The sequence below is a fragment of the Streptomyces sp. CA-288835 genome (assembly GCF_050936385.1).
Classification (GTDB): domain Bacteria; phylum Actinomycetota; class Actinomycetes; order Streptomycetales; family Streptomycetaceae; genus Streptomyces.
This window is the reverse complement of sequence record NZ_JBNJMW010000001.1, coordinates 8,420,643-8,440,278: the sequence shown is the minus strand read 5'-3', so window position 1 is coordinate 8,440,278 and position 19,636 is coordinate 8,420,643. Positions and strand designations below refer to the sequence as shown.

16 protein-coding genes are annotated in these 19,636 nt (G+C 69.4%); 5 read left to right on the top strand and 11 right to left on the bottom strand.

The features are described from left to right. Positions 1 to 195: 195 nt before the first annotated feature. The 4 genes from ACQEVY_RS38115 (at position 196) to atzF (ending at position 6,991) form a co-directional block, all read left to right on the top strand. Entirely contained in the window at positions 196 to 1,020 is an 825-nt protein-coding gene (locus ACQEVY_RS38115; RefSeq protein ID WP_432954240.1) for an urea amidolyase associated protein UAAP1, read from the top strand. Further along, complete coding sequence (locus tag ACQEVY_RS38110; protein WP_432954238.1) at positions 1,017 to 1,628, top strand: urea amidolyase associated protein UAAP2; 612 nt, start codon at positions 1,017 to 1,019, stop codon at positions 1,626 to 1,628. Before ACQEVY_RS38115 ends, ACQEVY_RS38110 begins: the two co-directional genes overlap by 4 nt. Then, on the top strand, positions 1,625 to 5,152 hold the full coding sequence (locus ACQEVY_RS38105) for a 5-oxoprolinase/urea amidolyase family protein (RefSeq protein WP_432954236.1): 3,528 nt from the start codon (positions 1,625 to 1,627) through the stop codon (positions 5,150 to 5,152). The genes ACQEVY_RS38110 and ACQEVY_RS38105 overlap by 4 nt, the downstream gene beginning before the upstream one ends. Before the next feature lie 171 nt (positions 5,153 to 5,323). After that, the gene (atzF, locus tag ACQEVY_RS38100) at positions 5,324 to 6,991 is read left to right on the top strand and encodes an allophanate hydrolase (RefSeq protein ID WP_432954235.1); all 1,668 of its coding nucleotides are present in this window, start codon (positions 5,324 to 5,326) and stop codon (positions 6,989 to 6,991) included. A 35-nt stretch (positions 6,992 to 7,026) separates the two neighbouring features. Here the strand turns inward: atzF and ACQEVY_RS38095 are convergent, their stop codons facing one another. The 11 genes from ACQEVY_RS38095 to ACQEVY_RS38045 form a co-directional block, all read right to left on the bottom strand. Continuing rightward, on the bottom strand, positions 7,027 to 9,888 hold the full coding sequence (locus ACQEVY_RS38095) for a DEAD/DEAH box helicase (protein WP_432954233.1): 2,862 nt from the start codon (positions 9,886 to 9,888) through the stop codon (positions 7,027 to 7,029). A 73-nt stretch (positions 9,889 to 9,961) separates the two neighbouring features. Continuing rightward, positions 9,962 to 10,927 carry a twin-arginine translocase subunit TatC gene (tatC, locus tag ACQEVY_RS38090; RefSeq protein WP_432954231.1) on the bottom strand — a complete coding sequence of 322 codons (966 nt, stop codon included), beginning with the start codon at positions 10,925 to 10,927 and terminating at the stop codon, positions 9,962 to 9,964. Between the two features lie 47 nt (positions 10,928 to 10,974). Then, positions 10,975 to 11,265 carry a Sec-independent protein translocase subunit TatA gene (tatA, locus tag ACQEVY_RS38085; protein WP_165261740.1) on the bottom strand — a complete coding sequence of 97 codons (291 nt, stop codon included), beginning with the start codon at positions 11,263 to 11,265 and terminating at the stop codon, positions 10,975 to 10,977. 238 nt (positions 11,266 to 11,503) lie between these two features. Further along, on the bottom strand, positions 11,504 to 11,698 hold the full coding sequence (locus tag ACQEVY_RS38080) for a hypothetical protein (protein ID WP_432954230.1): 195 nt from the start codon (positions 11,696 to 11,698) through the stop codon (positions 11,504 to 11,506). Positions 11,699 to 11,707: 9 nt separating this feature from the next. Next, positions 11,708 to 11,986, bottom strand: coding sequence for a hypothetical protein (locus ACQEVY_RS38075; protein ID WP_165344545.1), 279 nt, complete (start codon positions 11,984 to 11,986; stop codon positions 11,708 to 11,710). Positions 11,987 to 11,997: 11 nt separating this feature from the next. Beyond that, positions 11,998 to 13,056 (bottom strand): helix-turn-helix transcriptional regulator, encoded by a 1,059-nt coding sequence (locus ACQEVY_RS38070; protein WP_432954228.1) that lies wholly within the window; start codon positions 13,054 to 13,056, stop codon positions 11,998 to 12,000. A gap of 15 nt (positions 13,057 to 13,071) precedes the next feature. Continuing rightward, on the bottom strand, positions 13,072 to 14,049 hold the full coding sequence (locus ACQEVY_RS38065; RefSeq protein WP_432954227.1) for a helix-turn-helix transcriptional regulator: 978 nt from the start codon (positions 14,047 to 14,049) through the stop codon (positions 13,072 to 13,074). Positions 14,050 to 14,256: 207 nt separating this feature from the next. Continuing rightward, positions 14,257 to 14,631 carry an FKBP-type peptidyl-prolyl cis-trans isomerase gene (locus tag ACQEVY_RS38060; RefSeq protein ID WP_432954225.1) on the bottom strand — a complete coding sequence of 125 codons (375 nt, stop codon included), beginning with the start codon at positions 14,629 to 14,631 and terminating at the stop codon, positions 14,257 to 14,259. Between the two features lie 68 nt (positions 14,632 to 14,699). Further along, positions 14,700 to 15,707, bottom strand: coding sequence for an FKBP-type peptidyl-prolyl cis-trans isomerase (locus ACQEVY_RS38055; protein ID WP_432954224.1), 1,008 nt, complete (start codon positions 15,705 to 15,707; stop codon positions 14,700 to 14,702). A gap of 142 nt (positions 15,708 to 15,849) precedes the next feature. Beyond that, positions 15,850 to 17,211 carry a Pup--protein ligase gene (pafA, locus tag ACQEVY_RS38050; protein ID WP_328772786.1) on the bottom strand — a complete coding sequence of 454 codons (1,362 nt, stop codon included), beginning with the start codon at positions 17,209 to 17,211 and terminating at the stop codon, positions 15,850 to 15,852. Between the two features lie 9 nt (positions 17,212 to 17,220). Next, positions 17,221 to 18,480 carry an MFS transporter gene (locus ACQEVY_RS38045; RefSeq protein WP_432954222.1) on the bottom strand — a complete coding sequence of 420 codons (1,260 nt, stop codon included), beginning with the start codon at positions 18,478 to 18,480 and terminating at the stop codon, positions 17,221 to 17,223. Positions 18,481 to 18,588: 108 nt separating this feature from the next. Between ACQEVY_RS38045 and ACQEVY_RS38040 the strand changes: the two genes are divergently transcribed. Further along, positions 18,589 to 19,605, top strand: coding sequence for a LacI family DNA-binding transcriptional regulator (locus ACQEVY_RS38040; protein WP_432954220.1), 1,017 nt, complete (start codon positions 18,589 to 18,591; stop codon positions 19,603 to 19,605). The last annotated feature ends 31 nt before the right edge of the window (positions 19,606 to 19,636 follow it).

The following is a 19,636-nucleotide window of genomic DNA, read 5'->3' as shown; positions in this document are numbered from 1 at the left end:
CGTCGCACACGGCCCCGGACGGCGATCTCGGTGAGACATCGGTAACCGGGCGGCAACGCCCGGGCAATGACGCCGACCCGCCCGGCTCCTAATTTCTGTCGGGCGACAGAAATGACGTACGGACATGACGTACGGACATCACGTACCGACGTGACGTGCGGACATGACCGCCCCTGCCTAGCCGGAGGTCCCGTGATGGCGACAGCGACCACGTACGGAGCCCGGGCGCATGCCCGCGCACAGGAAGGCGCCCCCGCCGAGGCGATGCCGGTCGTCCCGGCGAGTTCCTGGCCCGCACCGCCCTGCGCTGCGGGCCATCTGGTGTGGGCGGAGACGGTGGCGGGCGGCAACTACACGCACAAGGTGCTGGCCCGCGGTACGGAGCTACGGCTGACCGACCTCAGGGGCGATGCCTGCGCGCATCTCCTCCTGTTCGCCGCCGACCGCCCCTGGGAGCGACTGAACGTCGCGGACACGGTCAAGGTCCAATGGAACGCCTACCTCGGCGAGGACCGGCTGCTCCTCTCCGACCAGGGCCGCGTCCTCGCGTCGGTGATCGCCGACACCTCCGGCCGGCACGACGCCCTGTGCGGCACCTCCACCCTCGTACGGAACACGCAGCGGTACGGAGACGGGACGCCGCAGTCCGCGTCCCCGGCAGGGCGTGAGCTGTTCAAACTGGCCGCCGCGAAGAACGGTCTGGCATCCCGGGATCTCCCTCCGTCACTGTCCTTCTTCCAGGGCGTGGAGGTACGCGACGACGGCGCCCTCGACTTCACCGGCTCGGCCGGAGAGGGCGCGAGCGTGACGCTCCGGGCCGAGCAGGACGTCACGGTGCTGCTCGCCAATGTGCCCCACCCGGCCGACCCGCGAGCCGACTACACCAGCACCCCGCTGGAGGTGCTGGCCTGGCGCGCCGAGGCCACCGCACCCGGCGACCCGCTGTGGGAGGCCTCCCCCGAGGGCCGCCGAGCCTTCCTCAACACCGCCGAATTCCTTGCCGCCAGGGGGCTCGCATGACCGTCACCACGGCCGTCGTCCCGGCCCGCTCCGCCTGGTCCGCCCTCGTGCGGAGCGGCGAGACGCTCACCATCACCGACCTGCACGGCAACCAGGCCGTCGACTTCCTCGCGTACGACGCCCATGACACGACCGTCCGCTACAGCGCGCCCGACACGATCCACGCCCAAGGCAACATCTTCCTGACCACCGGCAGCGTGCTCATGTCCAACGAGCACACCCCGCTGATGACCGTGGTCGAGGACGAGGTCGGCCGGCACGACACGGTGGGCGGCGCCTGCTCCAAGGAGTCGAACACCCTGCGCTACGGCCACCACACCTGGTCGCAGCACGCGTGCGTCGACAACTTCCTCGCGGAGGGCGCCAAGTACGGCCTCGGCAAGCGCGATCTCGTCTCGAACATCAACTGGTACATGAACGTGCCGGTCGAGAAGGACGGCACCCTCGGCATCGTCGACGGTCTCTCCGCCCCCGGCCTGAAGCTGTCGCTGCGCGCTGAGCGCGACGTACTCGTCCTGGTCTCCAACTGCCCGCAGATCAACAACCCTTGCAACGGCTTCGAGCCGACGGCCGTGGAGATGACCATCGGTGGGGCGGGCGCTCGATGAGCGACGGAGAAACGGCCTTCGACACGCTGCTCGTCGCCAACCGGGGCGAGATCGCGGCCCGGATCCTGCGTACGGCACGGGAGTTGGGACTGCGTACGGTCGCGGTGTACTCCGACGCCGATCGATCGGCACCCCATGTGCGCCTGGCCGACAAAGCGGTCCGGCTGGGTCCGGCGCCCGCCAAGGAGTCATATCTCGACGCCGATCTCGTGCTGAAGGCAGCGAAGGACACGGGTGCCGGAGCGATCCACCCCGGCTACGGCTTTCTCTCCGAGGACGCGGCGTTCGCGCGGCGCTGCGAGGACGCCGGAATCGTTTTTGTGGGCCCGACGCCGGAGCAGCTGGAGCTGTTCGGGGCGAAGCACACGGCCCGGGCGGCGGCGGAGGCGGCCGGGGTGCCGCTGGCTCCGGGTACGGGCCTGCTCGCCTCGGTGGACGAGGCTCTGGTGGCCGCGGACCGCATCGGCTACCCGGTGATGCTCAAGGCGACGGGGGGTGGGGGCGGTATCGGTATGTCGGCATGTCGTTCCGCCGATGAGCTGACCGAGGCCTGGGACCGGGTGCAGCGCGTCGCCGCGGCGTCCTTCTCCTCGGCCGGGGTGTTCCTGGAGCGGCTCGTCGAGCACGCCCGTCATGTCGAGGTGCAGATCTTCGGCGACGGCGCGGGCCGCGTCGTCACCTTCGGCGACCGCGACTGCTCGCTCCAGCGCCGCAACCAGAAGGTGGTGGAGGAGGCGCCCGCACCCGGGCTACCCGCGCACATCCGCGAGCAACTGACCTCCGCCGCCCGGGACTTGTGCGCCTCTGTCGACTACCGCTCGGCCGGAACCGTCGAGTTCGTGTACGACGCGGTGCGCGAAGAGGCGTACTTCCTGGAGGTCAACACCCGGCTCCAGGTGGAGCATCCGGTCACGGAGGAGATCTATGGCGTCGACCTCGTCGCGTGGATGCTGCGTCTGGCACGCGGGGACTTCGATGTCGTACGAGACCCTGGGGCGCCGCGCGGTCATGCCGTCGAGGCCCGCGTGTATGCCGAGGATCCCTCGCGTGAACACCGGCCCAGCGCGGGCCTGTTGACCCGGGTCGAATTCCCGCCGGGCGTACGCGTGGACGGCTGGGTCGAGACGGGCACCGAGGTCACCACGTCGTACGACCCCATGCTCGCGAAGATCGTCGCGTACGGCTCCGACCGTGCTCGGGCTCTGGCACGGCTGGACGAGGCGCTGGCCGGGACCCGGGTCGACGGCATCGAGACGAACCTGGGGCTGGTGCGGGCGGCACTCGCGTCGGACGACTTCCGGACGGCCTCCCACTCGACGGCGACGCTCGCGGGCGTGAGCGATCCCACGCCACGTATCGAGGTCGTCTCCGGCGGGACGCTGACGACCGTCCAGGACTGGCCGGGGCGTACCGGCTACTGGCAGGTGGGCGTGCCGCCGTGCGGGCCGATGGACGACCTGTCGTTCCGGCTCGGCAACCGGGCGCTGGGCAACGACGAGGGGGCACCCGGCCTCGAATGCACCCTGCGGGGCCCTTCGTTGAGGTTCACGCACGCGACGACGGTGTGTGTCACGGGTGCTCCGGCGGCGGTGACCGTCGACGGCGGGACGGTCGCGCAGTGGGAGCCGGTGACGGTACCGGCAGGGGGCGTACTGGAGATCGGCGCTCCTGCCGAGCACGGCCTGCGGACGTACGTACTCTTCGCGGGCGGCCTGGATGTCCCGGCATTCCTGGGGAGCGCCTCGACCTTCACGCTGGGCCGGTTCGGCGGGCACGGCGGGCGGGCCCTGCGGACAGGGGATGTGCTGCACGGAGGCGCGGTCGCATCGTCAGGGGCGGCGGTGCCGGAGAGCGAGCGGCCGGTGTTCGGCGCCGTATGGCAGGTGGGCGCGCTCGAAGGCCCGCACGCCGCACCGGAGTTCTTCACCGAGGAGGACATCCACGACTTCTACGCGGCCGACTGGAAGGTGCACTTCAACTCGGCACGCACGGGTGTACGGCTGGTCGGTCCGAAGCCCCGCTGGGCCCGCACCGACGGCGGCGAGGCGGGACTGCACCCCTCCAACATCCACGACACTCCTTACTCGGTAGGCGCCGTCGACTACACGGGCGACATGCCGGTCCTGCTCGGTCCCGACGGCCCCTCGCTCGGCGGGTTCGTGTGCCCGGCGACAGTCCTCAGTGCGGAGCGCTGGAAGCTCGGCCAGCTGCGTCCCGGGGACACGGTGCGCTTCATGCCGGTGGACGGGGAAGGCGCGGCGCGGCCCGCGATCGTGGACGGGGGCGTGCTGGCGCGGGACGGCGACGTGACGTACCGCCGCAGCGGCGACGACCATCTGCTGGTCGAGTTCGGGCCCATGCAGCTGGACCTGGCGCTGCGCATGCGGGTGCACGCCCTGATGGATGCGGTGGCGGAGGCACGCCTCGAGGGAGTCACCGACCTCACGCCGGGCATCCGCTCCCTCCAGATCCAGACGGACCCGCGCCGCCTCCCCCAGCATCAACTCCTCTCGTCCATACGGTCGTTGGTGGCCACGCTGCCCTCGACGGACCAGCTGGTCGTGCCGTCCCGCACCGTCCACCTCCCCCTCTCCTGGGACGACCCGGCGACCCGCGAGGCGATCGCCCGCTATATGGCCGGTGTCCGCGACGACGCACCCTGGTGCCCCTGGAACATCGAGTTCATCCGCCGGGTCAACGGCCTGGACTCGGTGGAGGACGTGTACCGCACGGTCTTCGACGCCGAGTACCTGGTCCTCGGCCTGGGCGATGTGTACCTGGGCGCCCCGGTGGCCACACCCCTGGACCCCCGCCATCGCCTGGTCACGACGAAGTACAACCCGGCCCGCACCTGGACCGCCGAGAACTCGGTCGGCATCGGCGGCGCGTACCTCTGCGTCTACGGCATGGAGGGCCCCGGCGGCTACCAGTTCGTCGGCCGCACGACCCAGGTGTGGTCCGGCTGGCAGCAACGCGGCGCCTTCGAACCCGGCTCCCCCTGGCTGCTGCGCTTCTTCGACCGCATCAAGTGGTACCCGGTGGCCCCGGACGATCTTCTGGAGCTACGGGCCGACATCATCTCGGGCCGCTTCGTCCCTCAGATCGAGGAGGGAGTCTTCTCACTCGCCGAGTACGAGACATTCCTGATCGAGAACGCCGACTCGATCGCCGAGTTCAGGACCCGCCAGGGCGCTGCCTTCGCGGCGGAACGGGACGCCTGGGAGGCATCGGGCGAGTTCACCAGGGCGGAGACGTCCTCGGCTCCGGCACCAGCAGCGCCGGAGGCGACGGTCCCACAGGGCGGCCACCTGGTCGAGGCCGAATTCGCCGCGTCGGTCTGGCAGCTGAACGTCGCCCAAGGCGACGAGGTGACCATGGGCCAGCCGCTCCTCGCCCTGGAAGCCATGAAGATGGAATCAAGGGTGCACGCACCGATGAACGGCGTCGTGGCGCAGATCCTCACCAGGCCGGGCGCCCAGGTGGAACCGGGCACGGCGCTGATCGTGCTCGCACCTCCGAGCTGACTCCGGCCAGCTGTCTGCGGGCAGGCTTCCCGCCCGTCTGTGGACAGGCGTCGCCGGTCTGTGGGCAGGCGTCCCGCCCGTCTGTGGGCAGGCGTTCCGCAGGGCGGAACGGGTGGGCACAGACGGCCACCGGGCCGCAGCCGACAACGAAACCCTCAGCAAGGAGCACAGATGTCGCCCTCCTTCGTCACCCGAGTCCAATTGGCCTACGCCCGCATCAAGACGGTGGACCGCCCCGAGATCTGGATCGACCTGCGCTCCCAGGCAGAGGTCGAGGCCGAAGCCCGAGCCATCGACACCCGCCTCGCCGCAGGCGAACACCTCCCCCTCGCAGGGCGCCTGTTCGCAGCAAAGGGCAACATCGACGTAGCAGGCCTCCCCACAACCGCCGGCTGCCCTTCCTACGCGTACCAGCCGGAGGCAGACGCCCCGGCGGTCGCCCGCCTACGCGCGGCAGGTGCAATCGCCCTCGGCACCACGAACCTGGACCAGTTCGCCACAGGCCTCGTAGGCACCCGCTCCCCCCACGGCGCCGTGCGGGGCGCCATCGACCCGCAGAGAATCAGCGGCGGCTCCAGCTCCGGCTCAGCCGTAGCGGTAGCGCTCGGCATCGTCGACTTCGCGCTGGGCACGGACACCGCGGGCAGCGGACGCGTCCCCGCCGCATTCAACGGCATCGTCGGCCTGAAACCCACCCGAGGCCTCGTCCCCACGCAGGGCGTGGTCCCGGCCTGTGCCTCCCTGGACTGTGTAACGGTCTTCGCCCGCACTCTCCCGGAGGCGGAAGAGGCCCTGACGCACATGGCCTCCCCACCCGACCGAGAACTCCCCGCACTCCCCCAGCGCACTCCTGGCCCCTGGCGCATAGCTGTCCCATCCCAGGACCAGCTCGGTGAAATGGACGAGGGCTGGCTCGGGGCATATGAGGAAGCGGTGACCCAACTACGTGCCGCAGGCGCCGAGTTGCGCACCATGGATCTCGCCCCCTTCACGGAGGCCGCCACGATGCTCTACGAAGGCGCCTTCGTGGCCGAGCGCTACACAGCCGTAGGAAGCTTCGTCGACAAGTTGCTCTCCGAGGGAGGCCACGGCCTCGATCCCACGGTCGCCGGAATCATCACGCGGGCCCGGGACATCCCGGCCCACCAGCTCTTCGCCGACCAGGACCGCCTGGCAGCCCTGCGCACCCGCGCGCTGGAGTCACTCGGCAACGCGGACGCCCTGCTGCTGCCGACCACGCCGGGTCATCCCACCCTCGCCGAGGTAGCCGCCGACCCGCTGGGCACGAACGCCCGCCTCGGCCGCTTCACCAACTCCACCAACCTCTTCGACCTGGCCGCAGTCGCCGTCCCCGCGGGCCAGGTGGCGGGGCTCCCCTTCGGCGTCATGCTGATCGGCCCCGCGTTCACCGATGAACGTCTCGCCCGCATAGCCCGAATCCTGGAAGTGCCGCCCGTCCGGCTCGCCGTGCTCGGCGCACATCTGTCGGACCAGCCTCTGAACGGCCAGCTCCTCGCCCTGGGCGCCCAGCTGGAACGTACGACCAAGACCGCGCCCGTCTACCGGATGCACGCTCTGACCACCGAGCCGCCCAAGCCTGGCCTGGTCCACGTCGGCGCGAACGGAGCCGCGATCGAGGCCGAGGTCTGGCGACTGCCCGCCGAGGGCCTCGGCCGCCTCACCGCCGCGCTGCCCCGGCCGATGACGCTGGGCCGGGTGACGCTGGCCGACGGCAGCGACGTACCCGGATTCCTGTGCGAGCCGGGCGCACTCGACGATGCACGGGACATCACGGAGTACGGGGGCTGGCGCGCGTACCTGGAGTCGCTCAGCGACTGATACGAGGGAGGCGGTGCCGGCAGACGAACGCCCGCTCACCCCACCGACGAGTAGGCGACGACCCCCCGCAGCAGCCCGTCCACAGCCTTCCGCGCGTTCTTCGCCACGGTGGACCCCTTGGTGCCGGACACCGGCGCCGCCGCCGATATCTGGCCGAGTACGTCGATGACCTGCTTGCACCAGCGCACAAAGTCACCGGCGGGCATCTCGGCCTCGCGGAGCACCTCGTCGAGCCCCTTGCCGGAGGCCCATTCGTACGCCGCCCAGGCGAAGCCCAGGTCCGGCTCGCGCTGGCCGACGCCCTCGGTCTGGCTGATCCGGAACTCCTCCTCCAGGGCGTCCAGGCGGCCCCAGATGCGGACCATCTCACCGAGCGCGGCCTTGGCCTTGCCGGACGGCAGCTTCGGTGCCAGCGCGTCGTCGCCGACCCTGGCCTCGTACACCAACGCCGAGACGCATGCGGCCAGTTCGGCCGGGGCGAGGCCCTCCCAGACGCCGGCGCGCAGGCATTCGCTGGCGAGCAGGTCCAGCTCTCCGTAGAGCCGGGCGAGCCGCTTGCCGTGTTCGGTGACCTCGTCGCCGCGCAGATAGTCGAGCTCGGTCAGGAGGGCGACGATGCGGTCGAAGGTACGGGCGATGGTGTTCGTCCGCCCCTCGATGCGCCGCTCCAGCTGCGAGGTGTCGCGCAGCAGCCGGTGATAGCGCTCGGCCCAACGGGCGTGGTCCTCACGGTCGTTGCACCCATGGCAGGGGTGTGCTTTCAGCGCGGTCCGCAGCCGGGCGATCTCCCGGTCGTCCACGGCCTCGGAGCGCCGCTTGCGATGCCGGTCGGGAACGATGTGCCCGGCCTTCGTACGCAGCGCGGAGGCGAGATCGCGGCGGGACTGCGGAGAGCGCGGGTTGAACGACTTCGGGATGCGCATCCGCTCCAGCGCCTCGACGGGCACCGGGAAGTCGATCGAGGCGAGGCGCTTGACCTGCCGCTCGGCGGTGAGGACCAGGGGCCGCGGCCCGTCGTGGTGCTCGAATCCGCGGTGGCCGTTGGACCGCCCGGCGGGCAGCCCCGGGTCCAGCACCAGCGCCAGCCCCGCGAACTTGCCGGTCGGCACGTGGATCACATCGCCGGGCTTGAGCTTTTCCAGCGCCACGGCCGCTTCCGCTCGCCGCTGCGCCGCACCCTGCTTGGCCAGCTCGGTCTCGCGGTCCTTGAGTTCGCGACGCAGTCGCGCGTACTCGTCGAAGTCGCCCAAGTGGCAGGTCATGGAGGCCTTATAGCCCTCAAGGCCCTCTTCGTTGCGCTGCACCTGCCGGGAGATCCCGACGACCGACTTGTCGGCCTGGAACTGCGCGAAGGACGTCTCCAGGAGTTCGCGCGAGCGGTGCCGGCCGAACTGCTCGACGAGGTTCACCGCCATGTTGTACGACGGCTTGAAGCTGGACCGCAGCGGATAGGTGCGGGTGCCGGCGAGGCCTGCGAGGTGTTCGGGGCTCATGCCGCGCTGCCACAGCACGACGGCGTGGCCCTCGACATCGATACCACGGCGGCCTGCGCGGCCGGTCAGCTGGGTGTACTCGCCGGGGGTGATGTCGGCGTGCTGCTCACCGTTCCACTTGACGAGCTTCTCCAACACCACCGAACGGGCGGGCATGTTGATACCGAGGGCGAGGGTCTCGGTGGCGAACACGGCCTTGACCAGGCCGCGTACGAACAACTCCTCGACGACCTCCTTGAACGTCGGCAGCATGCCCGCGTGATGGGCCGCGATGCCGCGCTCCAGGCCTTCCAGCCACTCGTAGTAGCCGAGGACGTGGAGGTCCTCGGCCGGTATCGAAGACGTGCGTCCCTCGACGAGAGCGCGGACCTTGTGCCGTGCCTCGTCGTCGTTCAGCCTCAGGCCCGCGTACAGACACTGCTGGACGGCGGCTTCGCAGGCGGCTCGGCTGAAGATGAACGTGATGGCGGGCAACAGCCCCTCGGCGTCGAGCCGTTCGATGACTTCGGGGCGGCCCGGTGTCCATACGCGCGATCTCTGCCGCCGCTCGCGCTCCCGGTCGGCCTCGCGCATATTGCGGCCCCGTCTGCGGTCCTGGTACGAGGGCCGGGTCGCCTCCATGCGGGCCAGGCGGGTGAGGTCGGGGTTGACGGCCTTCTTCTGGCCCTCGCCCTCCTCGAAGAGGTCGTAGATACGGCGTCCGGCCAGTACGTGCTGGAACAGCGGGACGGGCCGGTGCTCGGAGACGATCACTTCGGTGTGGCCGCGGACGGTGTCGAGCCAGTCGCCGAACTCCTCGGCGTTCGACACCGTCGCCGAGAGCGACACCAGCGTCACCGACTCGGGGAGGTGGATGATCACTTCCTCCCAGACGGCGCCACGGAAGCGGTCGGAGAGGTAGTGCACCTCGTCCATGACGACATAGCCCAGGCCGAGGAGGGTCTGCGAGCCCGCGTAGAGCATGTTGCGCAGCACCTCGGTGGTCATCACGACCACCGGGGCGTCGGCGTTGACGCTGTTGTCGCCGGTGAGCAGGCCTACCTTCTCGGCGCCGTAACGCCGCGCCAGATCGGTGTACTTCTGGTTCGAAAGCGCCTTGATGGGCGTGGTGTAGAAGCACTTCTTGCCCTGCTGGAGGGCGAGATGGACGGCGAACTCGCCCACGATCGTCTTGCCCGAACCGGTGGGCGCGGCAACCAGCACACCCTTGCCCGCCTCGAGTGCCTGGCAGGCCTCGATCTGGAAGGGGTCGAGGCCGAATTCGTACATCTCGCGGAAGGACGCGAGCGCGGTGGCCTGCTCAACAGCGCGCCGCCGCGCTGCCTCGTACCGCTCGGCCGGTGAGAGATCCTCTGTCATCGTGCTTTCGAGCGTACCGTCAGCCACTGACAACAGGACGATCAATATCCGGATCCGGCCCCGCGCACGGGGAATCCACCCAGTTCAGGGGCGCGAGGCCGGTCCTGGTGCGTGTCCGTCAGGTCACGTCGTCGTAGCCGTTGACCCGGTCCGGTTCGCGCTGGCGGTCGGTGTCCGTCTGCGCCGGCAGTGCGCGGGGGGCCGAGACGGATTCGATCTCGCCGATGTCCTCGGGGGTGAGGTCGAGTTCGGAGGCTTCGTCGTCGTCCGGGCCCATGGCCTCGCGGCGGGCACGGCGGCGGTCGTTCAGCAGTGAGAAGCCGGTCGCCAGGAAGTACAGGATCCAGATCGGCCCGGCCAGTGCCAGCATCGTCAGCGGGTCCGTGCTCGGCGTGGCGATCGCGGCGAACACCGTGATGCCCATGATCATGGCACGCCACCAGCCGGCCATGCGCTTTCCGGAAATCGCTCCGGTCATGTTGAGCATCACCAGGAGCAGCGGCAGCTCGAAGGAGAGGCCGAAGACGAGCACCATGCGCAGGACGAGGTCGAGCAGGTCGTCCAAGGGCAGGAAGTTGTTGATGTTTTCCGGTGTGAAGCCCAGCAGCACCTCCGCCGTGGTGGGCAGCACCCGGTAGGCGAAGTAGGCACCGCCGAGGAAGAGCGGGGCGCCCGTGCCGACGAACGCGTACGCGTACTTCTTCTCGTTCTTGTGCAGACCCGGCGCGACGAAGGCCCAGAGCTGGTAGAGCCAGACCGGCGAGGCCAGCACGACACCGGCCATCAGGGAGACCTTCAGGGCCAGCGTGAAGGCGGTGAGTAGACCGTTGATCGTGATCCGCGCACACTGTTCCTTGTCCGAATTCGCCAGTTCCTCGAACGACTTCTCACAGCCGACCGAACTAAGGATCGGCTCGGTGATGAAGTTGATGATGTCGTTGTAGAAGAAGGCGGCGACGATCGTCACAAGGAAGATGGCCAGCAGACCCTTCGCAAGCCGGTTGCGGAGCTCGCGAAGGTGTTCCACGAGGGGCATCCGCCCCTCGGGATCCTTCTCTTCCTTCTTGCGGGCAGACTTGAGCAACCCACGTTCCCATCTCGTGCAGTGGGCCGGAGGTCACCGGCCCTGCGTCAGCGCTTGGTCGTGTCCGTCGGCTCGGTGACCGGGCGGGAGCTGGTCACATCGCCGGGCGCGGCCTGGATGGTGCGCTGGGCCGGGGGCTGCTGGTCGTCGTGCGGCGGACCTGCCGGGGTGGCGCTGTCGTCCTTGCCCTCGGTCTTCATCGCCTTGGCCTCGCTCTTGAGGATGCGGGCGGACTTGCCCAGCGAGCGAGCCATGTCCGGAAGCTTCTTCGCGCCGAACAGCAGGATGATGACGACGAGGATGAGAATGATCTCGGGGGCTCCGAGCCTTCCGAACATATGTCTTTACCTTCTCACCGAGGCGGCTGGGGCGGGGTTGCCGTCCGACCCGTCGGACACCTGTCCGAGGATCGTGCTGACAGCGATCGTAACGCGCAGGGGTGAACGCGAGGCAATCCCTGTGCGTACTCCCGGTCTGCGGCCCGCGCCTCGTTCTCGGGGCCGCGTCCAGCAGCGTACCTGGCGATGCTGGGAAGTTGACAGGTCAGAATGACTCAAAGCGCCCTGTTGAGGCGACTCACAGCGCATCGACAGAGCGTGCGGCTGTCGCGGACGCCCGCTCCAGGTCCTCCGCCGCACGACCGATCCGCTCCGCGGAGTCGCTGACCTGCCTGCCCAAGCGCTCAGCCTCCAGGAAGACCCGGACGGCGAGCACGCCCAGTACGGCGATTCCCAGGAACCCCACAGCGATCGCGAGCATCGGCCAGAACATGCGCCGAGCCTAGACGGTGGAGTGCAGCCGCAGGGTCCGCACTCCCCCGCCGGTGAGGAGTTCCACGATCCGCTCACCGGCCGGCTTGCGCACCGCCGCCTCGCACTCCGGGCAGGTGAAGGAGTAGAAGGTCGTCTTGGGTGTGGCGCCGATCGCCAAACGCAGGGCGTTGGCGGAGAGTTCGAAGTGGGCGCGGCAGTCGGGGCAGGCGGCCTTGAACACCACGGGATCCACTCTCGTCATGCCCGAGAACGCGGACGTCACAGACATTCCTTGCGTACCAGACATCGCCGACCTGCTCACAGCCCTTGCTCCTGCCTGCCGTACAGCCCGTCCTGAACTCCGTGCGGCGTCTCGGGGACACCCTCCCCCACACTCGCCTCGTCGTACGCCGCGAGCGCCTCGCGTGCCGCCTGCCGGGCGCTGTCCGCGAGCTCGCGCGGTGAGACGATCCGGCCGTCCCGCCCGAGCCGCAGCGCGAGGCGGCGCAGTGTGGCGGGATCGGCGGCACGCAGGGTGATACGGAGCCCGCCGTCGGGGAGTTCATCGGCGCTGTCGTGCGGGTAGTACTCGGCGACCCAGCGCCCGCCCGGGCCGACCTCGACGACCACCTCGGGGTCCTCGGCGGCGGGCTGCACCAGCCCCTCGGAGAGGTCCCGCAGTTCGATCTCGGGCGGCGCGGACGGCTCGTCCAGGATGCGGATCTCCGCGACCCGGTCGAGCCGGAAGGTGCGCCGCGCCTCGGAGCGGCGGCACCAGGCCTCCACGTACGTGTGGCCGACGCTGACCAGGCGGATCGGGTCGATCTCGCGCTCGGTGAGCTCGTCGCGGCCGGGCGAGTAGTAGCGGATCCACAGCCGACGCCGCTCGGAGATCGCCCGGTCGACGTCCGCGAAGACCCCGCCCTCCGACTCGAACGTCACCGAAAGCCGGGCGCTGGCGCCCGCCGTCTCGCCGGCCGCGGCCTCCACCTTGGCGGTGGCCCGCAGCAGTGCCTGCCGGTCGCTCTCACGCAGTCCGGGCAGCGTCGCCACGGCCCGGGCGGCCACCAGCAGCGCGGTCGCCTCGTCGGCGGCGATCCGCAGCGGCTCGGCCGCCTCCGCGCCCAGGGCACCCGGGTTGCGCCACCAGATGCGGTCGCCGTCGGTGTCGATGTCCAGCAGATCGCCGCCGCGGAAGCTGGTCCCGCACAGCGGCAGCACATCGAGGTCGGAGATCAGCTCGTCCTCGGTGATCCCGAAGGCCCGCGCGACATCACTGACGCGCGCACCGGGACGCTCCCGCAGATACGTCACCAGGGACAGCATCCGCCGCGTCTGGTCGATGGCACTCACTGGCCTGACCGGTTTTCCCGCCACTTCTCCTACGCCCCCTCAGCCCTTGGCCACGGCGCGCAGCCGGTCCACGACATCAGACCGCAGCTCGGCCGGTTCCAGGACCACCACATCGGGCCCGAACTCCACGAGCCAGGCGTCCAGGCCATGCCCGTACGGAATCTCCAACTCGTCCCAGCCGTCGCCCAGTTCCCGTACGGAGACGGCCTTCGCGCGCAGCGGATAGCCCGCCCCGCTGCGCAGCCGTATCAGCGCTGAGCGGTCGGCGGTCTCTCCGGCCCAGCTCGCGACGGTCTCCCGCACGGTGACGACGTCGGGCACCTCGGCCGTGAACTTCCCGCTGCGGGTACGGACCTTGCCGGTGATCCGCGACAGCCTGAAGACGCGCTCGGCGCCCCGGTCGCGGTCCCAGCCGGCCAGGTACCAGTGGCCGCGCCAGCACTCCAGCGCCCAGGGCTCGACGATGCGGGGTTCGGGGTGGGCGGCGGTGGCCTTGCGGTAGTCGAAGGCGACGGGGCGGCGGTCGCGGCAGGCGAGCATCAGCGGTTCGAAGGCCGCCTCGTGCACGGGGATGTGCGGTTCCAGGGCGCCATGGGCCTCGTACGGGTCGACGTCCTCGGGCAGTCCGGCCGCGCGCAGCTTCTGCAGGGCGCCGCTGGCCGCGCCCGCGAGGCGGGCCTGCTGCCAGACCTTGGCGACCAGGCCCAGGGCGGCGGCCTCCTCGGCGTCGAGGGTGATGGGCGGCAGCCGGTTGCTGTCCCGGCGGGCGAGATAGCCGACCTCGCCGTCCAGGCTCTCCACTGTCTCGATGACCAGGCCGAGCTCGCGCAGATCGTCCTTGTCGCGCTCGAACATCCGGTTGAAGGAGTCCTCCGAGCCGACCGCGCCGTTGCCCGGCCTGAAGGCCTCCACGTAAGCCTCGATGGAATCGCGCAACTCGCGCTTGCTGAGCGGCCGCCGCGTCCCGAGCAGACACAGCGCCAGGTTCATCAGCCGCTCGGCCTTGGCAATGGCCATCGACGCCCTTCCCTATGGTGCTTCCGATCGATGACCGTACCGCTCCGGAGTGTCGTGGCAAAAGCCGAGGGCCCATGCCTGACAGGCATGGGCCCCAGGTGATCGGGTCCGGTCGGACCACGATCAGACGGCGTACGAAGACCGGGCCGCGAGCCCTCCGCGGACGGACCCCGCCAAGATCAGCCGACGAAGATCAGGCCGCGAGGCTCAGACCGCGACCAGGTCGCAGACGAAGATCAGCGTCTCGCCCGGGGCGATACGGCCGCCACCGGCACCGCGATCGCCGTACGCGAGGTGGGAGGGGATCGTCAGCTGACGGCGCCCGCCGACCTTCATGCCCTGCACGCCCTGGTCCCAGCCGGAGATGACCTGGCCGACGCCGAGCTGGAACTCCAGCGGCGTACCGCGGTTCCAGGAGGCGTCGAACTCCTCGCCGCTGGAGTAGGCCACGCCCACATAGTGGACCTTGACGAAGTCACCGGCCTTCGCGATCGGCCCCTCGCCCTCCCAGATGTCCTTGATCTCGAGCTCCGCGGGGGGCGGGCCTTCGGGGAAGTCGATCTCCGGCTTCTCGATGCTCACGTTTCGGCTCCTGCTGTGTGCGAAAGGCAACTGGGGACAACCCCGACAGTCTTACATCCCCGCACGCCTCACATCTTCGCGAGGATGTCGACCGAGAAAACCAGCACCGAGTCCTTCTTGATGGTGCTCCCCTGCGGCGGCTTGTCGCCGTACCCGAGCTTCGGCGGCACGACGACCAGTACGCGGCTGCCGACCTTCTTGCCCGTCAGGCCCTGCGCCCAGCCCTTGACGACCTGCTGCAGGGAGAACGAGGTGAGCTCCTGCCTGCTGTACGAGGAGTCGAACTCCTTGCCGTCGGCCCAGAGCACCCCCTTGTACTGCACGAGCACGCTGTCGCTCGCCGCGAGCTCCTCGCCGTCGCCCTCCAGGATGTAGTTCGCGACGAGCTTCGTCGGCGCGTCCTTCTTCGGCACCTCGATGGAGGGGGCCTTGCCGTCGGTGTTTGTGCCGACCTTCGGCAGATCGATGTTGGACTGCGCGACCTCGGAGCCCTTGGCGGAGCTCTTCGCGTTGAAGGTGTCCTTGACGTCGAGGACACAGACCAGGGTGTCGGTGCCCTTGACGCCCGCCTGGGCGTTGCCCTGCGCACCGAAGCCCCAGGCCGGCGGCACGGCCATCAGAACGCGGCTGCCGGTCTTCTTGCCCATCAGGGCATAGCGCCAGCCGTCCATGACCTGGCCCTGAGCCAGCCGGACGACGATGGGCGCCTTGCGGTCGAAGGAGTTGTCGAAGACCTTCGCCGTGGTCCAGACCTGGGCCAGGTAGTTCAACTGCACGAAGTCGCCCTCGGCCAGCGTCTTGCCGTTGCCCGCCACGACCGTCTTGACCGCGAGGTCCTTCGACGGATCACCGCTGCCCTTGGCGACGGTCGGCTTCTCGTCGAGCTTCGCACCGGCGGTGATGGCCGGCAGCGGCCCGTCGACGAGCTTCGGCGGCGGGGGCGCACTGGCCGAAGGGGACGCCGAGGGAGACGTACTTTTACTGGCCTTGTCCTTGTCGGCCGTTTCGTCGCCACCGCAGCCGGCAAGCGTGAGCAGTCCGGCGGGAGCGGCAATGAGGAGTGAGCGTCGGCGCACGGTGGGGGCCTCGTATCGGTCGATCTTGCGGTGGGCGTGCGCGCAACTCTACGACTTGAGCAGGGCGCCGTACGAAGAACGTACGGCGCCCTGTGTTGCGTTCCGCAAAAGCGACTGGAAGTGATCGGCCTGGCCTGACGGCTCACATTCCGGCGATGAGCTTCTCCACCCGGTCGTCGACGGAACGGAACGGGTCCTTGCACAACACCGTGCGCTGTGCCTGGTCGTTCAGCTTGAGGTGGACCCAGTCGACGGTGAAGTCCCGCCGCTGCTCCTGCGCCCGCCGGATGAAGTCGCCGCGCAGCCGCGCCCGGGTGGTCTGCGGCGGCACCGACTTGCCCTCGAAGATCCTCAGGTCATTGCAGATCCGGGCGGCCTGCCCCTTCTTCTCCAGCAGGTAGTACAGCCCCCGCCGACGGTGGATGTCGTGATACGCGAGGTCTATCTGCGCGACCCGCGGATGCGACATCGTCATGTTGTGCTTGGCGCGGTACCGCTCGATGAGCTTGTACTTCATCACCCAGTCGATCTCGGTACCGATCCGGTCGAGGTCCTCGGACTCGATCGAGTCCAGCGTGCGGCCCCACAGCTCCAGCACCTGCTCGACGGTGCCGGTGCGGATGCCGCGCCGCTCGCAGAAGTCCACGGCCTTCTCGTAGTACTCGCGCTGCACTTCCAGAGCGGAGGCCTCGCGGCCGCTGGCCAGGCGCACCTTGCGGCGGCCCGTGATGTCATGGCTGACCTCGCGGATCGCCCGGATCGGGTTCTCCAGGGTCAGATCCCGCATCACCGTGCCCGCCTCGATCATGCGCAGTACGAGATCGGTGGCGCCGACCTTGAGGAGCATGGTCGTCTCGGACATGTTCGAGTCGCCCACGATGACGTGCAGGCGACGGTAGCGCTCGGCGTCCGCGTGGGGTTCGTCACGCGTGTTGATGATCGGCCGGGAACGCGTCGTCGCCGAGGAGACGCCCTCCCAGATGTGCTCGGCCCGCTGGCTGACGCAGTACACCGCGCCACGCGGGGTCTGCAGCACCTTGCCGGCACCGCAGAGAAGCTGCCTGGTGACGAGGAACGGGATGAGGATGTCCGCGAGCCGGGAGAACTCCCCGTGGCGGGCCACCAGATAGTTCTCGTGGCAGCCGTAGGAGTTGCCCGCCGAGTCGGTGTTGTTCTTGAAGAGGTAGACGTCGCCCGCGATTCCTTCCTCGTGCAGGCGTCGTTCGGCGTCTACCAGGAGTCCTTCCAGAATGCGCTCGCCGGCCTTGTCGTGGGTGACCAGTTCTGTCACGTTGTCACATTCCGGTGTGGCGTATTCCGGATGTGACCCCACGTCGAGATACAGGCGGGCGCCGTTTCGCAGAAAGACATTGCTGCTGCGGCCCCATGACACGACACGGCGGAAGAGGTACCGCGCCACCTCGTCGGGAGACAGGCGGCGCTGTCCCCTGAACGTACACGTGACGCCGTACTCGTTCTCCAGCCCGAAAATGCGGCGGTCCATGACTGAACATTACGCCTGATGCCCTGTGCTGAAACGAGGTTCGGCTGCACCGTTTCGATCATTTTCCGATGCGACTTCAACCACCGTGACGCTGCCCGCAGCTGCGAGGACCCGCCCCGTGGCCAGCAGAACAGCCAGCGCCACGGCCCCCGCGGCACCCGGCAGTGCGAAACCCCACACCGCCCCGCCCCACTCGACGACCGGCCCCGCGACACCCGTCCCGACCGACATCCCCACCGTGAACGTCGTCACAAGCCAGGAGAACGCCTCGGTGACGGTGCCCCTCGGCGCATGCCGATCGACCAGGACGAACGAGCAGGCGATGCTGGGCGCGAGAAACAGCCCGGAGAGCCCGATCAGCGCCGCCATGGCGACCGGACCCGCTGTCAGCAGCAGAGGCAGGTAGAACACCGCCAGAAGCGCCACAAGCACCTGCAGCCGCCGCCCCGGCGCACCGCTCCACTGCCGCGCCCCGTAGACGGTGCCCCCGACGAGCGCGCCGAGTCCGATGGCCGCCATCAGCCAGCCGTACGTCACATCCCCGCCGTTGTCATCCGCGTACGACATCGCCGCCACGTTGATCGAACCCAGCGCCATCCCAACGAAGAGCAACGCGCCGAGCAGAGCCAGCAGCCCGGCCGAGCGCAAGGCACCGAGCCAGTGCGCCTCACGCGGCGCCGAACGCCACGCGCGCGAAGGCCGCGACACCACCACGGAGAGCGCCCCCAGCACGCCTATGACATTCAGCACAAGCAGCGCGGCCTGCGCCGACCACAGCGACACGCACAGCGTGACCAGCAACGGCCCCACGGTGAACATCACTTCCTGCGCGACGGCATCCATCGCATACGCCGTGTGCACCTGGTCCTCCCGACGCAGGACCGAGGGCCACAGCGCCCGCAGACCACCCTCCAGAGGCGGCGTGAAGAACCCGGCGACGACCATCAGGACGTATGCAAGCGCCAGCGCCTCGATGCCCGTGAAGGCGAACCCCGACATACCGAGCGCGGAGACGAGCGCGGCGGGCAATTGCACACGCGGCTGCCCGTAGAGGTCCACAAGACGCCCGAGCACCGGCTGCCCGACGGCATTCGACACCCCGTACGCCGCGGCCAGTGTGCCGGCGAGGGTGTAGCTGCCGCCCTCGGCGCGGACGAACAGCAGGACGGCGATCGGGGCCACGGCGTTCGGCAGCCGCCCCACAAGTGTTCCGGCCAGCAGCCGGGCTGCATGCCTCGTTCTGAGGATCTCCAGGTAGCGCGCGGCCATGTCACGCCCTTCTCGTAGCCGGTAACAGCTGACGTTGTACGTATAACCCCGTCCGTCATACGTACCATGTGGCCAGTTCACGAGTCCAGCAGAAAGAGCAGGTCGACCGTGGCACGAGGAAGCACACGCCCCACGAGCCGCGACGTCGCCCGGGCCGCCGGAGTCTCCCAGGCCGCCGTCTCCCTCGTACTCGGCGACAAATGGCGCGGCCGAGTCTCCGAGGCAACGGCCGCCCGCGTACGCCAGGCAGCACAGGACCTCGGCTACCGCCCCAACCTCGCCGCCCGCAACCTACGCCTCGGCCAGGCACGCACAGCCCTCCTGGTCGTCCCCGCACTCACCAACGAATTCTTCGCCGCCGTCTACGAAGGAGCCGCCCGCATCGCCGCGAAACACGGCTTCGGCGTCGTCCTCTACCCCTCACCCGAAGGCATCGGCCCAGCACCCGACCCCTTCGCCTCCGCACGAGCCGCCCTGGACGGAGTCATCGCCTCCTCCATGGCCTCCGAAGCCCTCACCGAAATCCTCGGCGACGACCTCCCCCTCGTCATGCTCGACAGCGACCCCGCCGGCAGCCTCGGCGCCACCACCGTCAACCTCGACATCACCGACGGCATGCGCCAGACCACCGACCACCTGCTGACGGTCGGCCACCGCCGCTTCCTGCACCTGGCCGCCGACATCGACTCCTGGACCTTCCACGTACGCGCCCGCGAACTCGCCACCCGCGTAGGACAAGCAGCCGACACCGAAGTACGCACGGCAAAAGCCCCCATCACCATCGAAGGCGCACTCACCGCCGCCGAGAACGCCCTGACCGGCCCCGGCCCCCGACCCACCGCCATCGTCTGCGACGACGACAAACTCGCCGTCGGCGCCTACAAAGCCGCCCGCCGCCTCGGCCTGCGCATCCCCGACGACCTCTCCGTGACCGGCTTCGACGACCTGGCCCTCGCCACAGCGATCGAACCCGAACTCACCACCGTCCACCTCGACGCCGAACTCTTCGGCGAGCGCGGCATGACAGCCCTCCTCGCAGTCCTCGAGGGCGAAACACCACCGGAAGGCAACATCCCCGTCGAACTCGTCGTACGGGGCTCCACAGCGCCACCACGCCCGTCCTGAACGCCGACGCGCCCCGGCCCCGCTACAAGGC